This is a genomic window from Stenotrophomonas sp. AS1 (genome assembly GCF_048957655.1).
Classification (GTDB): Bacteria; Pseudomonadota; Gammaproteobacteria; order Xanthomonadales; family Xanthomonadaceae; genus Stenotrophomonas; species Stenotrophomonas bentonitica_A.
The window spans coordinates 19,644-34,874 of sequence record NZ_JARVXM010000008.1; the positions used below are offsets into that span (position 1 = coordinate 19,644).

General features: G+C 67.0%; 13 protein-coding genes. 7 read left to right on the forward strand and 6 right to left on the reverse strand.

Features of this window, described 5'->3' with window-relative positions:
• Positions 1 to 11 precede the first annotated feature (11 nt).
• Positions 12 to 1,475 (reverse strand): benzaldehyde dehydrogenase, encoded by a 1,464-nt coding sequence (locus tag PV764_RS14685; RefSeq protein WP_200899507.1) that lies wholly within the window; start codon positions 1,473 to 1,475, stop codon positions 12 to 14.
• Positions 1,476 to 1,685: 210 nt separating this feature from the next.
• Here PV764_RS14685 and PV764_RS14690 point away from each other — a divergent pair, with 210 nt between their 5' ends.
• Together PV764_RS14690 and PV764_RS14695 are read left to right on the forward strand one after the other, a co-directional pair.
• On the forward strand, positions 1,686 to 2,264 hold the full coding sequence (locus tag PV764_RS14690; protein WP_026069847.1) for a DUF1415 domain-containing protein: 579 nt from the start codon (positions 1,686 to 1,688) through the stop codon (positions 2,262 to 2,264).
• Positions 2,255 to 3,055 (forward strand): SDR family oxidoreductase, encoded by an 801-nt coding sequence (locus PV764_RS14695; RefSeq protein ID WP_421116955.1) that lies wholly within the window; start codon positions 2,255 to 2,257, stop codon positions 3,053 to 3,055. The genes PV764_RS14690 and PV764_RS14695 overlap by 10 nt, the downstream gene beginning before the upstream one ends.
• Before the next feature lie 138 nt (positions 3,056 to 3,193).
• On the opposite strand, the gene PV764_RS14700 is transcribed toward PV764_RS14695, so the two are convergent.
• Both PV764_RS14700 and PV764_RS14705 read right to left on the reverse strand, forming a co-directional pair.
• Positions 3,194 to 5,227 carry a M3 family metallopeptidase gene (locus PV764_RS14700; RefSeq protein WP_421116956.1) on the reverse strand — a complete coding sequence of 678 codons (2,034 nt, stop codon included), beginning with the start codon at positions 5,225 to 5,227 and terminating at the stop codon, positions 3,194 to 3,196.
• 118 nt (positions 5,228 to 5,345) lie between these two features.
• Positions 5,346 to 6,458, reverse strand: a complete 1,113-nt coding sequence (locus tag PV764_RS14705) for a PLP-dependent cysteine synthase family protein (protein WP_019183654.1) — start codon at positions 6,456 to 6,458, stop codon at positions 5,346 to 5,348.
• A gap of 112 nt (positions 6,459 to 6,570) precedes the next feature.
• Between PV764_RS14705 and gloA the strand changes: the two genes are divergently transcribed.
• Positions 6,571 to 7,098 carry a lactoylglutathione lyase gene (gloA, locus tag PV764_RS14710; RefSeq protein WP_019183653.1) on the forward strand — a complete coding sequence of 176 codons (528 nt, stop codon included), beginning with the start codon at positions 6,571 to 6,573 and terminating at the stop codon, positions 7,096 to 7,098.
• A 48-nt stretch (positions 7,099 to 7,146) separates the two neighbouring features.
• Here gloA and PV764_RS14715 read toward each other — a convergent pair whose 3' ends face one another.
• On the reverse strand, positions 7,147 to 7,509 hold the full coding sequence (locus PV764_RS14715; protein ID WP_399616839.1) for a hypothetical protein: 363 nt from the start codon (positions 7,507 to 7,509) through the stop codon (positions 7,147 to 7,149).
• A 181-nt stretch (positions 7,510 to 7,690) separates the two neighbouring features.
• On the opposite strand from PV764_RS14715, the gene PV764_RS14720 reads away from it, so the two are divergent.
• The 3 genes from PV764_RS14720 (at position 7,691) to PV764_RS14730 (ending at position 10,957) form a co-directional block, all read left to right on the forward strand.
• Complete coding sequence (locus PV764_RS14720; protein ID WP_421116957.1) at positions 7,691 to 8,125, forward strand: VOC family protein; 435 nt, start codon at positions 7,691 to 7,693, stop codon at positions 8,123 to 8,125.
• Positions 8,126 to 8,199: 74 nt separating this feature from the next.
• Positions 8,200 to 9,504 carry a putative DNA modification/repair radical SAM protein gene (locus PV764_RS14725; RefSeq protein ID WP_421116958.1) on the forward strand — a complete coding sequence of 435 codons (1,305 nt, stop codon included), beginning with the start codon at positions 8,200 to 8,202 and terminating at the stop codon, positions 9,502 to 9,504.
• Between the two features lies 1 nt (position 9,505).
• Positions 9,506 to 10,957, forward strand: a complete 1,452-nt coding sequence (locus PV764_RS14730) for a UdgX family uracil-DNA binding protein (protein WP_421116959.1) — start codon at positions 9,506 to 9,508, stop codon at positions 10,955 to 10,957.
• 59 nt (positions 10,958 to 11,016) lie between these two features.
• Here the strand turns inward: PV764_RS14730 and PV764_RS14735 are convergent, their stop codons facing one another.
• Together PV764_RS14735 and glmS are read right to left on the reverse strand one after the other, a co-directional pair.
• Positions 11,017 to 11,448 (reverse strand): CBS domain-containing protein, encoded by a 432-nt coding sequence (locus tag PV764_RS14735; protein ID WP_046273143.1) that lies wholly within the window; start codon positions 11,446 to 11,448, stop codon positions 11,017 to 11,019.
• A gap of 465 nt (positions 11,449 to 11,913) precedes the next feature.
• Complete coding sequence (gene glmS / locus PV764_RS14740; RefSeq protein WP_070425986.1) at positions 11,914 to 13,755, reverse strand: glutamine--fructose-6-phosphate transaminase (isomerizing); 1,842 nt, start codon at positions 13,753 to 13,755, stop codon at positions 11,914 to 11,916.
• A gap of 203 nt (positions 13,756 to 13,958) precedes the next feature.
• On the opposite strand from glmS, the gene PV764_RS14745 reads away from it, so the two are divergent.
• Entirely contained in the window at positions 13,959 to 15,224 is a 1,266-nt protein-coding gene (locus PV764_RS14745) for an efflux RND transporter periplasmic adaptor subunit (protein ID WP_019183646.1), read from the forward strand.
• Positions 15,225 to 15,231 lie beyond the last annotated feature (7 nt).

The following is a 15,231-nucleotide window of genomic DNA, read 5'->3' on the forward strand; positions in this document are numbered from 1 at the left end:
GGGTCTCCTGATCAGATCGGGTAAGCGGGCGCTTCGCCCTTGACGGTCATCCACTGCCACTGGGTGAACTCGTCGATGTTGGACGGGCCACCGATGCTGGTGCCATTGCCGGAGGCGCCGACGCCACCGAACGGATTGATCACCTCATCGTTCACGGTCTGGTCGTTGATGTGGAGCAGGCCGGTGCGCAGCCGTTCGCCCAGTTTCAGTGCGCGGCCGACATTGCTCGACACGATCGCCATCGACAGGCCGTACTCGCTGTCGTTGGCCAGCTCCACCGCCTCATCATCGGTATCGAAGGGCACGACCACCGCGACCGGTGCGAAGATCTCTTCGTGGAAGGCCGGGTTGTCGCGGCTCACATCGCTGAGCACGGTCGGTTCGAAGAACAGGTCCTTGTACCCACCGCCGGTCGCGAGCGTGGCGCCAGCCGCCTGCGCTTCGGCAACGATGCGCGCAGCATGGTCACGCTGCTGGGCGTTGATCAGCGGCCCGATCGCCACCTCGCCATCGGCCGGATTGCCGACCTTGAGCGACTTGGCCTTGGCCACCAGCTTTTCCAGGAACCGCGCATGGATGCTGCGCTGGACCAGCACGCGGCCGGTGGCCATGCAGATCTGGCCCTGGTGCAGGTAGACGCCCCACGCGGTATTGGCGATGGCCAGGTCCATGTCGGCATCGTCGAGCACGATCAGCGAGTTCTTGCCGCCCAGTTCCAGCGATACCTTCTTCAGGTGCTTGCCGGCCGCTTCGCCGACCTTGCGCCCCGCGCCGGTGGAGCCGGTGAACTGGATCATCGCGATGTTCGGGTCACTGGTCAGCGCCGCACCGGCGGCGCCATCACCCGGCAGCACGTGCAGCAGGCCCGCCGGCAGCCCGGCCAGTTCGAACAGGCGCGCGATCACGAAGCCACCGCACACGGCGGTGCGCGGATCGGGCTTGAGCACCACCGCGTTGCCCAGCGCCAGCGCAGGGGCCACGGCACGCATGGCCAGGTACAGCGGGAAGTTGAACGGCGAGATCACGCCGACCACGCCGAGTGGGCGGCGGCGCGCCAGATTCAAACGGCCCGGTTCGGACGGCAGCACCTCGCCGATGCTGCGCGAGGGCAGTGCCGCGGCCTCATGCAGCGCCTTGGTGTTCACCTTGGCCTCGAAACCGGCCTTGAGCTGGGTGGAGCCGCTTTCGCGGACCAGCCACTGCACGATCTCGTCGTTGTGTTCTTCGGCCAACTGCGCCGCGCGGCGCAGCACCTGCGCGCGGGTGTCATACGGGGCGCTGGCCCAGTCGCGCTGCGCCTTGGCGGCGGTGGCGGCGGCGCGCGCGATCTGTGCCGGGTCGGCCATCGCGATCTCGCCCAGGCGCTCGCCGGTCGCCGGCTCGACCACGTCCTGGGTGCCTGCACCCGGGGCCCACTGGCCATCGAACAGCTTGCCGGACCACGTGGCCGTCGGCAGGAATGCGTGTGTTGCCATCACTGAGAACTCCTTGCGTCGTGTTCCCGGCCATTGGATACCCGCAGCCGGCCACTGCCTATTGGCCGCTGGATGGATCACTGCAAGTGATTGCCGGATAAGGAATTTCCAGCATGACCGGTGTCCAGTTAATGGACAGTGGAGCCGATCGGGCGTCCACTTCACCGGCGCGCCGTACAATCAACGGCCCCGCCAGCGACCCCGCCCGCCATGAACGATGCTTTCCTCACTGCCACCCGCGACCCCATTGCCGAGACCCGGAAATGGCTGGAGCAGATCGTGATCGGCCTGAACCTGTGCCCGTTCGCCAAGGCGGTGTACGTGAAGGACCAGGTGCGGTTCGTGCTCAGTGATGCGACCACGCCGGAGGCGCTGGTCGAGGAACTGGCCGAAGAGCTGATCCTGCTGCGCGACACGCCCGCCGAGCAGATCGACACCACCCTGATCGTGCACCCGGACGTGCTGACCGATTTCCTGGAGTACAACGACTTCCTCGACAACGCCGATGCAGCGATCGAGGCACTGGATCTGCAGGGCATCCTGCAGGTGGCCAGCTTCCATCCGCAGTACCAGTTCGCCGGCGTGGCCCCGGATGACGTGAGCAATTACACCAACCGCGCGCCCTACCCGACCCTGCACCTGCTGCGCGAAGACAGCGTCGAGCGCGCGGTCGCGGCCTTCCCGGATCCGGACGTGATCGTGGAGCGCAACATCGAGACGCTGGACAAACTCGGCATCGAAGGCTGGACGCGCCTGCTGGGCCGCAACGAGATGCCGCCGTGTCACTGACCCCGACCCTCCTCGACTGGCCGGCACAGCCGCTGCGCGACCGCGTGGTGGTGATCACCGGGGGTGCGCAGGGCGTGGGGCGTGGCATCGCGCAATCGGTGCTCGGCGCGGGCGGCAGCGTGATGATCGCCGACCTGGATGCCGATGCCGGCAAGGCCTGCCTGAAGGAATGGGCATTGCCGGAGCGCGCGGCGTTCCAACGCGCGGACGTGGCCAGCGAACGCAGCGTGCAGGCGCTGATGAAGGCGACGCTGAAGCGCTTCGGGCGCATTGATGGCCTGGTCAACAATGCCGGCATTGCCAGTGCGCATGGCACGCCCCTGGCGCAGATGCCGCTGGCCGAGTGGCAACGCCGCCTCTCCAGCCTGCATGGCGCCTTCCTGTGCAGCAAGCATGCCCTGCCCGCCCTGCGCGAGCATGCCGGGGCGATCATCAACATCGCCTCCACGCGTGCCTGGCAGTCCGAGCCGGACAGTGAAGCCTACGCCGCGGCCAAGGGCGGGCTGGTCGCCTTCACCCATGCGCTGGCGTTGAGCGAAGGCCCGGCCGTGCGGGTCAACAGCATCAGCCCCGGCTGGATCACCACCGATGCCTGGCAGGCGCCCTCACGGCGACGCACGCCCAAACTGTCCCGCCGCGATCACGCGCAGCACCCGGTCGGCCGCGTTGGCCAGCCGCCGGACATCGGCGCACTGGCGGTCTTCCTGCTCTCGGACCTGGCTGGCTTCATCACCGGCCAGGACCACATCGTCGACGGCGGCATGAGCCGGAAGATGATCTACGCGGAGTGATCAACGTGCCGCGATAGCGCACGCGATCCCGCTGCCCGGTAGTGCCGGCCGCTGGCCGGCTCCTCACCTTGCATGACACCCCGCCCCTGGCGGCGGGATGCAGAGCCGGCCAGCGGCCGGCACTACCACATCGGGGAATCACACCATCCCGTTATGCCGCAGCAGCGCGTCCACTGTCGGCGCGCGGCCACGGAAGGCGGCGAAGTTCTCGGCGGCACTGCGGCTGCCGCCCCGTGAGAGCACTTCATCGCGGAAGCGCTGGCCGGTCTCGGTCACTTTGTCCGGGGCCTCCTCGAACGCGGCGTAGGCATCGGCGCTGAGCACCTCGGCCCATTTGTAGCTGTAGTAGCCGGCCGCATAGCCACCGGCAAAAATGTGGCTGAACTGGTTGGGGAAGCGATTCCACGCCGGCGGCCGGTTGACGGCCACTTCATCGCGGACGCGTTCCAACAGCGCCTGCACGCTGTCCTGGGTCGGATCGAACTCGCTGTGCAACTGCATGTCGAACAGCGCGAATTCCAGCTGGCGCACGGTGAACATGCCGCTCTGGAAATTGCGTGCGGCCAGCATGCGGTCGAACAGCGCACGCGGCAGCGGCTCGCCGGTGGCCACGTGTGCGGTCATCGCCTGCACGCGGTCCCATTCCCAGCAGAAGTTCTCCATGAACTGGCTCGGCAGTTCCACCGCGTCCCACTCCACCCCGTTGATGCCGGCCACGCCCAGCTCACCGATGCGGGTCAACAACTGATGCAGGCCGTGCCCCATCTCATGGAACAGCGTGGTCACATCGCTGTGGCTGAAGGTGGCCGGCTGCCCTTGTGCACCCTTGCCGAAGTTGCAGACCAGGTACACCAGCGGCGTCTGCACGCCGGCGGCGGTCTCGCGGCGGTTGCGGCAATCGTCCATCCACGCGCCACCGCGCTTGCCTTCGCGCGCGTACAGATCCAGATAGAACTGGCCGACCAGCGCGCCCTGCGCATCGACCACGCGGAAGAAGCGCACATCCGGATGCCACACCGGCGCGCTGTCCGGCTGCACCGCCAGGCCATACAGGCTGCGGATCACACTGAACAGGCCGTCCAGCACCTTCGGCTCGGTGAAGTACTGCTTCACGTCCTGCTCGGAATAGCTGTAGCGCGCCTGTTTCAGTTTCTCCGCGGCAAACGCCAGGTCCCACGCCTCCAGCGCGGCCATGCCCAGCTCGTCGCGCGCGAACGCCTCCAGCTCGGCACGGTCGCGCTGCGCGTACGGCTTGGCACGCGCGGCAAGATCACGCAGGAAGCCCAGTACCTGCGGCGCATCCTCGGCCATCTTGGTGGCGATCGAGTACTCGGCGTAGTTGGCAAAGCCCAGCAGCGTGGCCAGCTCCGCGCGCAGCGCCAGTACGCGATCGATGTTGCCGCTGTTGTCCAGCGTGGCATCGCCGAATTCAGAGGCGCGGATCGCATTGGCGCGGTACAGCGCTTCGCGCAGCGGGCGATGTTCGGCGTAGGTCTGCACCGGGATGTAGCACGGCATCTGCAGGGTCAGCTTCCAGCCGGCCAGACCCTCCTTCTCCGCGGCAGCGCGGGCCGCGGCGATCACATCGTCCGGCAGGCCGGCGAGCTCGGCGCGGTCCTGCACGTGCAGCGACCAGGCATCGGTCGCATCGAGCACGTTCTGCGAGAACGTCGCCGACAGCGCGGACAGCTCCTCGCGGATCGCGCTGTACCGCGCCTTGCCGGCGTCATCGAGTTCAGCACCGCCCAGACGGAAATCGCGCAGCGCGTTCTCCAGCACTTTGCGGCGTGCCGCGTCGTACTGCGCCGCTTCGGGCGCGTCGGCCAGGGCACGGTACTGCTGGTAGAGCGCCAGGTTCTGGCCCAGCGCGCTGCCGAAGCGCGTCACCTTGGGCAGGTTGGCGTTGTAGGCCTCGCGCAGTGCCGGGGTGTTCACCACGGCCTGCAGGTGGCCCACCTGGCCCCACGCGCGCCACAGGCGCTCGGTGGCGTCGTCCAGCGGCTCGGCGAAGCTCGCCCAGGTCACCGGGGAGACCGTTTCGGCGGTTTTCACCGCGGCTTCGGCGTCGGCCAGCAGGGCATCGATCGCCGGGGCGATGTGCTCGGGCTGGATCGCATCGAAACGCGGCAGGCCGGAAAAATCGAGCAGAGGATTGGTGGGGGTCACAGGCATCTCCAGACAACGGGGCCGCTGCAGCGGCATCACCCCACGATATGGCATTGCCCCCCACCCCACACAAGGCCCCGGGGCACGCCGATGGGCCCGGTTCACGCCCGCCCGGGCGCCCCGCTCAGTACAGTGCTTCCAGCGAGACGCACGGCAGCACCGGCAGCCCCTTGCCCGCCACCGCGGCCGCAAGCACCGCATCGGCGCCGTCCACGTCGATGGCCTGTTTCGGGTACCACTCCGGGTTGTAATAGCTGTGTGCGTAGCGGTCACCGCTGTCACACAGGATGGTCACGATCGAGCCGCTGCGGCCCGCATCGCGCATCAGCTGCGCGGCCTGCAGCACGCCGATGAAGTTGGTGCCGGTGGAGCCGCCCACGCGGCGCCCCAGTTGGCGGCTGACGTGGCGCATCGCGGCCAGGCTCAGCGCATCGGGCACTTTGACCATCGCATCGACGCTGGTCGGAATGAAGCTCGATTCCACCCGCGGCCGGCCGATGCCTTCCACCCGCGAACCGCCGCTGCAGGTCAGCTCACGCCAGGGCTGCCCTGCCAGCGCAGCGCAGTAGCCATCATAGAACACGGAGATTTCCGGGTCCGCGCACAGGATGCGCGTGTCATGCCGGCGGTAGCTCACGTAGCGGCCCAGCGTGGCCGCCGTGCCGCCGGTGCCCGGGCTGCACACGATCCACTCGGGTACCGGATGCGGCTCCTCGGCCATCTGCTTGAAGATTGATTCGGCGATGTTGTTGTTGGCACGCCAGTCGGTCGCGCGCTCGGCGTACGTGAACTGGTCCATGAAATGGCCGCCGGTTTCGCGGGCCAGCGTTTCCGAATCGGCGTTCAGGTCGCAGGCGCGCTCCACCAGATGGCAGCGGCCCCCGTGGAACTCGATCGCCGCGATTTTTTCCGGGGAGGTGGTGGCCGGCATCACCGCAATGAACGGCAGGCCCAGCAGCCGCGCGAAATACGCCTCGGACACAGCCGTGGAGCCGCTGGAGGCCTCGATCACCGGGCGCCCCTCACGCAGCCAGCCATTGGCCAGTGCATACAGGAACAGCGAGCGTGCCAGGCGATGTTTGAGGCTGCCGGTCGGGTGGCTGGACTCGTCCTTGAAATACAGGTCGATGCCCTCGAACCCGGGCAGGTCCATCGGAATCAGGTGGGTATCGGCCGAACGGTTGAAATCGGCGTCGATCTTGCGGATGGCCGCAGCCACCCATTCACGCTGGGACATGGATGAACGCTGGTCAGGAAGACACACCATTCTACCTGTCACGTGGCCCGGCCGGGACCGGTAAAATGAGGGGTCCGCCGCGCTGATGCGGCCCTGCCCCCCAGGAATCCCCATGAGCCTTGCCGCCCTCCAGAACTCTCCCGGCGTTGCCGCCACCACGCCCGCCGAGACCGCCGGGTTCGTGTTCAACCACACCATGCTGCGCGTCAAGGACGCTACGGCCTCGCTGGATTTCTACACCCGCGTGCTGGGCTTCCGCCTGATCGACCTGCGCCACTTCCCCGAGGCCGAATTCAGCCTGTATTTCCTCGCCCTGCTGCCTGCCGGCACGCAGATTCCCGAGGGTGACGATGCCCGCCGCGTGTGGATGGCCGGCATCCCCGGCGTGCTCGAGCTGACCCACAACCATGGCACCGAAAACCAGGACGGCCCGGTCTATCACAACGGCAATGCCGACCCGCGTGGCTTCGGCCACATCTGCGTGTCCGTGCCGGACATCCAGGCCGCCTGCAAGCGCTTCGATGAGCTGCAGGTGCCTTACCAGAAGCGCCTGGAAGACGGCCGCATGAAGCACCTGGCCTTCATCAAGGACCCGGACGGCTACTGGGTGGAGATCATCTCCAACACGCCGATCGCCTGATCCCTGCGGCCGCGCAACGCACCGGCACCGCTCGGTGCGTTGCCGGTGCTACGGCTCGACCTGGAACTCGAACGCCGCATAGAACGGCGCCTTCGGTGGCACGAACAGAGTTTTCCCGGCGAAGCCTGCGTCCACGCAGCGTGCAACCGCCTCCTCGCCCTCGCGCCACGTGCGCACCACCCTGCCCTGCGCATCCAGCTGCAACACCACGGTGAACGCGGCCAGCGTCTGCGGCGCGGGAGTCGGCATGCAGCGCGTGAAGGCGGCACCCCCAACCTCGCTCATGCTGTCCACCATCGCCGTGTACGCCGCCGGTTCGAGACTGGCCTCATCACGTTGCGCCCAGGCATGCACCTGTGGGTAGTCCGCATCGCCGGCGACCGCCTGGGCCATCATCACCATCCACAGCATCGTGCCTCCTCCGCCTGCGCGTTCATGACGCCAGCACGCAGCGTAGGTCACTGCGCGGGCCGGCGGAAGGGCCGCCGCCGGCACCGCCCTGGGCGTGGTCAGCAAGGTCGACGGCGCGGCAATGCGCAACGCTGTGTCCGGTGGTATACCTGCGTCCCATCCCACCCTCTGTGGAGCCGGTATGGAAACGATGGAACTGCACCGCGGCCGCCTGATCGATCACCTGCAACTGGTGGTCAGGGACTTGGCGTCCAGCCGCCGCTTCTACCAGGCCGTGTTCGACACGATCGGCATCCCGATCGCCGGCGAGGACGACACGTATTTCTGGGCCGATGAGCTGTTCATTTCCACGCCGGACAGCGAGGCGGCCCTCGGCCAGCTGACCGGCCGCCACCATCTTGCCTTCCAGGCCCGCGACCGCGCCACGGTGGAGGCCTTCCACCACGCGGCGCTGGCCAACGGTGGCAAGGACAACGGCGCGCCCGGCGAGCGCCCCTACCATCCGGGGTATTACGCCGCCTTCGTGCTGGATCCGGATGGCAACAACATCGAAGTGGTGTTCCATGGGCCGGCCGACTACAGCGCGGATTCGGTGAAGGTGAGCTTCCAAGGCTGAGCAGGAAGCTGAATTCTTCAGGGATGCATTGAAGCGTCTCACGGGATGAGATCGTGCCCCGGTACGGTCTTTCCATGGAGACGATCCGCAAACTGGCCATCCTTGCCGATGCCGCGAAATACGATGCGTCCTGCGCCTCCAGCGGTGCAGGCAAGCGCGACTCGCGTGCCTCGGGCGGCATCGGCAGCACCGAGGGGATGGGGATCTGCCACAGCTATACGCCCGACGGCCGGTGCGTGTCGCTGCTGAAGATCCTGCTGACCAACTTCTGCATCTACGACTGCGCGTACTGCGTCAACCGTGTCTCGAGCAATGTGCAGCGTGCGCGTTTCAGCGTGGAGGAAGTGGTCGCGCTGACGATGGATTTCTACAAGCGCAACTACATCGAAGGGCTGTTTCTCTCCAGCGGCATAATCCGCAACGCCGACTACACCATGGAGCAGATGGTGGAGGTCGCGCGCGTACTGCGCGAGGAACGCCGCTTCAGCGGCTACATCCACCTCAAGACGATTCCGGAAGCCTCGCCCGAACTGCTCGCGCTCGCCGGGCGACATGCGGACCGGCTCTCGATCAACATCGAGCTGCCGACCGAGGCCGGGCTGGCCAGCTTCGCGCCGGAGAAATCACTGCCCTCGATCCGCGGGGCGATGGGTGAGCTGCGCTGGCGCATCGAAGAAGCCAAGGAAGCAGGCAAATCCCAGCCAGCGGCCGGCGCAGCATCGGCTCCCGTGCCCGCGCCTGCGGCACGCGGCCGCCGCGCGCGCGCGCCGCGTTTCGCGCCGGCCGGCCAGAGCACGCAGATGATCGTCGGTGCGGACGGTGCCAGCGACCAGCAGATCCTCGGCGCGGCCGACAATCTGTATGGCAACTACCGGATGCGCCGGGTCTACTACTCCGCGTTCAGTCCCATCCCCGATGCCAGCAAGGCCCTGCCCCTCCAGGCGCCGCCGCTGGCCCGCGAGCACCGTCTCTACCAGGCCGACTGGCTGCTGCGCTTCTATGGTTACGGCGTGGACGAGATCACCAGCACCACCCAGGGCGGGATGCTCGATCTGGATATCGACCCGAAGATGGCCTGGGCGATCCGCCATCCCGAACGTTTCCCGGTGGATCTCAACCTCGCCCCCAAGGAGCTGCTGCTGCGCGTACCCGGGCTGGGCGTGCGCAACGTCAAGCGGGTGCTGATGGCACGCCGTCATGGTCGGCTGCGCGTGGCCGATGTGGCGCGCCTGCGCGCGCCGATGAGCAAGCTGCTGCCGTTCGTGCAGTTGGCCGACCATCACCCGCACCGCGCGCTCGACGACCCGGCGGCGTTGCGTGCCCGGCTGGCCCCTCCGCCACAGCAAGGCTCGCTGTTCCCCGACACGGCCGCGCACTGAGATGGCGCGCTGGAGCGTGCGGGTCGACCCGGTGTGGTCGCTGGAGGCGTGGCGCACGGCTGCGCGGTTGGCGTTGCGCCACGCCGTCGCGCCGGATCAGCTGGACTGGCTGCAGGGCGAGGACACTTCGCTGCTGGATGCGCCGTCATTGCCGGCGCTCGATGATGATTCCGTGGTCTCGGCCGAGGCACCGATCCACGTGTCCAAGACCTTCATCGAGCTGGCCACCACCTGCCTGTGCCATCGCGATCCACAGCGGATGCCACTGCTGTATCGCATGCTCTGGCGCATCACCCACGGCGAGCGCAGCCTGCTCTCCAACCCGGCCGATGCGGACGTGCTGCGGGCCATGGCATTGAGCCAGGCGGTGCGCCGCGACACGCACAAGATGAAGGCGTTCGTACGCTTCCGCGAGGTGCCGGGCGAAGACGATGCGTTCATCGCCTGGTTCGAGCCCGAGCACCATATCGTCGACCGCGTGGCACCCTTCTTCGCACGCCGCTTCGCCGGGATGCGCTGGGCGATCCTCACGCCAGGGCGCAGCGCACACTGGGATGGACAGGCGCTGTCGTTCGGTCCCGGCGGCCGCCAAAGCGATGCGCCTGTCGATGATGCACGCGAAGAACTGTGGCGCACCTATTACGCCAACATCTTCAATCCGGCGCGGCTGAATACCCGGATGATGCAGCAGGAGATGCCGGCCAAATACTGGAAGCACCTGCCGGAGGCCGCGTTGCTGCCGCAGCTGGTGCGGGACGCCGGCGACCGCGTGCAGGAGATGCACGACCGCGAAGCGCAGGCACCGCGTCGCCGCATCCCCCAACCCGCCTCGGGCTTGCCGGTCGTCGCGAAGGCTGCACCGGCCACGCTCGATACCCTGCGCGACGCCGCGTCGGCATGTCGCCGCTGCCCCCTGTGGGAACCGGCCACGCAGACCGTGTTCGGTGAGGGCCCGGCCGACGCATCGATCATGCTGGTGGGTGAGCAACCCGGCGACAGCGAGGACCTCAGCGGGCACCCGTTCGTCGGCCCGGCAGGACAGTTGCTCGACCGTGCGCTGCGCGAGCTGGGGATCGAGCGCAGCGCGCTGTACATGACCAATGCGGTCAAGCACTTCCGCTTTGAACGGCGCGGCAAGCGGCGCATCCACAGCAAACCGCAGATCACCCACGTCAACGCCTGCCGGCCGTGGCTGATGGGGGAAATCGAAAACGTGCGACCGCAGGTGATCGTCTGCCTCGGTGCTACCGCGGCGACGGCGGTGTTCGGTGCCGGCTTCAACCTGATGGCGAACCACGGACGCTGGCACGTACTGGATGACGGCACGCGCGCCTTCGCGACGGTGCATCCGTCGTGGGTGTTGCGGCAAACCGCTGATGCAGCGCGCGATGGGGCCTATCAGCTGCTGAAGGGCGACCTCCAGCAGCTTGTCGAGGTCAAACGCATACGCTGACCTCGTCCGGGGTTGCCAGGCAGCGGCCGGCAATGCCCGTCAGTGCGGACCAGGCAGCGTCAGTGCGCTGCCATGTAGATGTCCTGCAGCACCGCTTTTTCCAGCTCGAGTTCACTGAGCAGATTCTTGACGATGTCGCCCAGGCTCAGGATGCCGACCAGCGTGGCGCCCTCGGTCACCATCAGGTGACGATGGCGGGAATACGTCATCAGCGCCATCGCCTGCTTGAGCGTCGCATCCGGGCCGATGCCTTCCAGCCCTGCCGACGGCAGGCTGGAAATGACGCGTCGGCCGGCCTGGGGACCATCTTCCGCAAGGCTGCGCACGATGTCCTTCTCGGAAATGATCCGCACTGGCGCATCGTCTTTCATCACAACCAGGGCAGCGATCTTGTGCGCGCTCATCTTGTGCGCAGCGGCACCGATGGTGTCCTCGACATCAATGGTGACGATTGCATCTTTCTTGGATTGCAGGAGTTCGCGGACGTTCATTCTTGTTTCCTGTTACAGGTTACTGAAGTCGAGAGGTGCGCCTGGTTGCAGAGAGGGAGGCGGCGCCATGCGTCTGCCCGGTCCTCGGTCACTCGATTCTACGACTGCGACTTGGCCCAGGAGTTTGCAAATCTGGGACAGTTCGTCGTCGAAACAGCTGACGACCCCGAGAATGGCACCGCGACTAAAACCGTCGCTGAATGCCGCCACGGCCCACGACTAAAGTTCCACGCCCCCCTGCCGCCGGTTGAGCCACCCCATGGGTGGCTGCGTGATGTCCGACCTACCCAGGGGCCAGCCACCCATGGGGTGGCTCTACCGATCAATCCGGGCGGCTGCGTCGGCCCAGGATCGAAAACACAGCCAAGCACCGCGCGGCGCAACCGACGAACACGGTTACCTGACACCCACAAAAAAGGGGGCCGCGCGGCCCCCTTCTCCACATCCACAACGCGACGCGCGCGTTTATTCCACCGTCACGCTCTTAGCCAGGTTGCGCGGCTTGTCCACGTCTGTCCCGCGAGCCAGTGCGGTGTGGTATGCCAGCAGCTGCACCGGCAGGGTGTGCACGATCGGGCTGAGCACACCGGCGTGGCGCGGGGTGCGGATCACATGCACGCCTTCGGACGCGACGAAGTTGCTGTCCTGGTCGGCGAACACGAACAGCTCACCGCCGCGTGCACGCACTTCCTGCATGTTGGATTTGACCTTCTCCAGCAGGCTGTCGTTCGGCGCGATCACCACCACCGGCATGTCCTCATCCACCAGCGCCAGCGGGCCATGCTTCAGCTCGCCGGCCGGATAGGCCTCGGCGTGGATGTACGAGATCTCCTTGAGCTTGAGCGCGCCTTCCAGTGCGATCGGGTAATGCAGGCCCCGGCCCAGGAACAGGGCGTTGGCCTTGCGTGCGAAGCGCTCGGCCCAGGCCGCAATCTGCGGCTCCAGGTTCAGCGCGTGCTGCACGCTGCCGGGCAGGAAACGCAGCTGTTCCAGGTAGTCCGCTTCCTGCGCGGCATCGATGCGGCCGTGCAGCTTGCCCAGCACCATGGTGAGCTGGAACAAGGCAGCCAGCTGGGTGGTGAACGCCTTGGTCGAGGCAACGCCGATCTCGGCACCGGCGCGGGTGTAGCAGACCAGTTCGCTGGCGCGCGGAATCGCGCTCTCGGGCACGTTGCAGATCGAGAGCGTGTGCAGGTGGCCGAGCGACTTGGCGTACTTGAGTGCTTCCATCGTATCCAGCGTTTCGCCGGACTGGGAGATGGTGACGATCAGGTGCTTCGGGTTTGCGTAGGCAGCGCGGTAACGGTACTCGCTGGCGATCTCCACGCTGCACGGCAGGCCGGCAATGGATTCAATCCAGTAACGCGCGGTCAGGCCGGCGTAGTAGCTGGTACCGCAGGCGAGGATCTGCACGCCTTCGATGCCCGACAGCACGGCCTCGGCGTTCTTGCCGAACAGCGTGGCCGGGAAGCCACCGGCATCGATCGCCGCTTCGATGGTGTCACCCAGCGCACGCGGCTGCTCGTGGATTTCCTTCTGCATGAAGTGGCGGTACGGGCCCAGTTCCAGCGAGGCCAGCGACACATCGGACAGATGCACATCGCGCACGATCGGCTGGTTGTGCTCGTCGTAGACCTGCACGCTGTCGCGGCGGATGTCGGCCGTGTCGCCTTCTTCCAGGAAGATCACCGTGCGGGTGGCCTGGATGATCGCCGAGACATCGGAGGCCACGAAGTTCTCGCCCTCGCCCACGCCCACCAGCAGCGGACACCCCATGCGGGCGCAGACGAAATGGTCCGGCTCGGCACGGCTCATCACCGCCAGCGCATAGGCGCCGGTCAGTTCCTTGACCGTGCGCTGCAGCGCCGACAGCAGGCTGTCGCCTTCCTTGAGGTGATGGTGCATCAGGTGCGCGATCACTTCGGTGTCGGTCTGCGACTCGAAGGTGTAGCCCAGCGCGCGCAGCTTCTCGCGCTGCTCTTCATGGTTCTCGATGATGCCGTTGTGCACCAGCGCCACACCGTGACTGATGTGCGGGTGTGCATTGGCCTCGGTCACGCCCCCGTGGGTCGCCCAGCGGGTGTGGCCGATGCCGAGCAGCGACTGGAAGCCTTCGCTCGCGGCAGCCTTCTCCATCTCCGCCACCCGGCCGGTACGGCGCACGCGTCGGACATCGGGTTCGGCGGCGGTGGTATCGATCACGGCGATGCCGGAGGAATCGTAGCCCCGGTATTCCAGTCGCTTCAATCCTTCGATGAGTACCGGTACCACGTCGCGATGGGCGATCGCTCCCACAATGCCGCACATAGATTCAGATCCCTGCTGGTAAGCCTCGCATTCTAGCGTGGCGGCCCCGGCGGCTTGGGCGCTGTCGGCTTAACGAAAGTGTCCGGTCAGGTGTCCGCGGACACATGGACACCGGCCGCTTTTTGCAAGCTGTTGTTTCCAAAGGGCTAAAAGTTGGCACGGAGTCTGCTTGGTACTTCACAACCCAACCGCGAACGAGCCCGATGATCCGCGACACTTCCGCCCAGGACCAGACCCTTTCTTCGCACGCCGCGCCCGCCCCGTGGAAGCGCTGGCTGTGGCCGGCGGTCGCCGCGCTGGTCGTGCTGGTGGCGATCGGCTTCGCCGCCCGTGCCTGGCTGGGGGCCAGCCGCTCCTACGACAGCGCCCGTGTCCGCATCGCCGAGGTCACCCGAGGCGACATGGTGCGCGACATCGCCGCCGACGGCCGCGTGATCGCCGCCAACAACCCGGTGCTGTATGCGATCTCCGCCGGCAACGTGAACCTGAAGGTCGTGGCCGGTGATGTGGTCAAGCAGGGCCAGGAACTGGCCGTGATCGACAGCCCCGAACTGCGCAGCAAGCTGGCCCAGGAACAAGCCACGCTGGCCGGCCTGCAGGCCGAGGCAAGCCGCGCGACTCTGGATGCGACCCTGGCGCGCGCGACCGCGCAGAAGGACACCGACCAGGCCGTGATCGAACGCCAGGCCGCGGTGCGTGACCTGGAGCGATACAAGCGCGGCTTCGATGGCGGCGCGGTGCCGCAGGTGGACGTGGCCAAGGCCGAGGACACCGTCAAGAAGAGCGACATCCAGCTCGAGCACGCCCGCAAGGACGCCATGCTCAAGGCCCAGGGTGCCGATCTGGATGCCCGCAACAAGCGCCTGCTGGCCGATCGCCAGCGCGCGGTGGTGACCGAAGTGGAGCGCCAGGTGGACGCGCTCACGCTGCGTGCGCCCTTCGATGGCCAGGTCGGCCAGGTGCAGGCGACCCAGCACACCAACGTGGTCGCCAATGCGCCGATCCTGGGCGTGGTCGATCTGTCGCGCTTCGAGATCGAGATCAAGGTGCCGGAGAGCTTCGCCCGCGAGCTGACGATCGGCATGCCTGCGCAGCTGACCGGTGGCAGCGGCCAGTTCGCCGGCGAGATTTCCGCCGTCTCCCCGGAAGTGGTCGCCGGCGAGGTCAATGCCCGCATCCGCTTCGCCGACAAGCAGCCGCAGGGCCTGCGCCAGAGCCAGCGGATGCAGGCGCGCGTGCTGCTCGATACCCGCCGCAACGCACTCAAGATCGAACGTGGCCCGTTTGTCGAACAGGGCAACGGCTACGCCTATGTCATGGATGGCAGCCATGCCGTCCGGCGCCCGGTCAAGCTCGGCGTGAGCAGCCTGGGTGAAGTGGAAATCCTCTCTGGCCTGCAGCCCGGCGACCGCGTCGTGGTGTCCGGCAGCGATCTGTTCGGCGATGCCGAGCGCGTCTCCATCAACTGATTCAGTC

Coding starts and splice junctions, on each gene's coding strand:
- PV764_RS14685 (WP_200899507.1), bottom strand. CDS start 1,475: ATGGCAACACACGCATTCCTGCCGACGGCCACGTGGTCCGGCAAGCTG.
- PV764_RS14690 (WP_026069847.1), top strand. CDS start 1,686: ATGAACGATGCTTTCCTCACTGCCACCCGCGACCCCATTGCCGAGACC.
- PV764_RS14700 (WP_421116956.1), bottom strand. CDS start 5,227: ATGCCTGTGACCCCCACCAATCCTCTGCTCGATTTTTCCGGCCTGCCG.
- PV764_RS14705 (WP_019183654.1), bottom strand. CDS start 6,458: ATGTCCCAGCGTGAATGGGTGGCTGCGGCCATCCGCAAGATCGACGCC.
- gloA (WP_019183653.1), top strand. CDS start 6,571: ATGAGCCTTGCCGCCCTCCAGAACTCTCCCGGCGTTGCCGCCACCACG.
- PV764_RS14715 (WP_399616839.1), bottom strand. CDS start 7,509: ATGCTGTGGATGGTGATGATGGCCCAGGCGGTCGCCGGCGATGCGGAC.
- PV764_RS14720 (WP_421116957.1), top strand. CDS start 7,691: ATGGAAACGATGGAACTGCACCGCGGCCGCCTGATCGATCACCTGCAA.
- PV764_RS14725 (WP_421116958.1), top strand. CDS start 8,200: ATGGAGACGATCCGCAAACTGGCCATCCTTGCCGATGCCGCGAAATAC.
- PV764_RS14730 (WP_421116959.1), top strand. CDS start 9,506: ATGGCGCGCTGGAGCGTGCGGGTCGACCCGGTGTGGTCGCTGGAGGCG.
- PV764_RS14735 (WP_046273143.1), bottom strand. CDS start 11,448: ATGAACGTCCGCGAACTCCTGCAATCCAAGAAAGATGCAATCGTCACC.
- glmS (WP_070425986.1), bottom strand. CDS start 13,755: ATGTGCGGCATTGTGGGAGCGATCGCCCATCGCGACGTGGTACCGGTA.
- PV764_RS14745 (WP_019183646.1), top strand. CDS start 13,959: ATGATCCGCGACACTTCCGCCCAGGACCAGACCCTTTCTTCGCACGCC.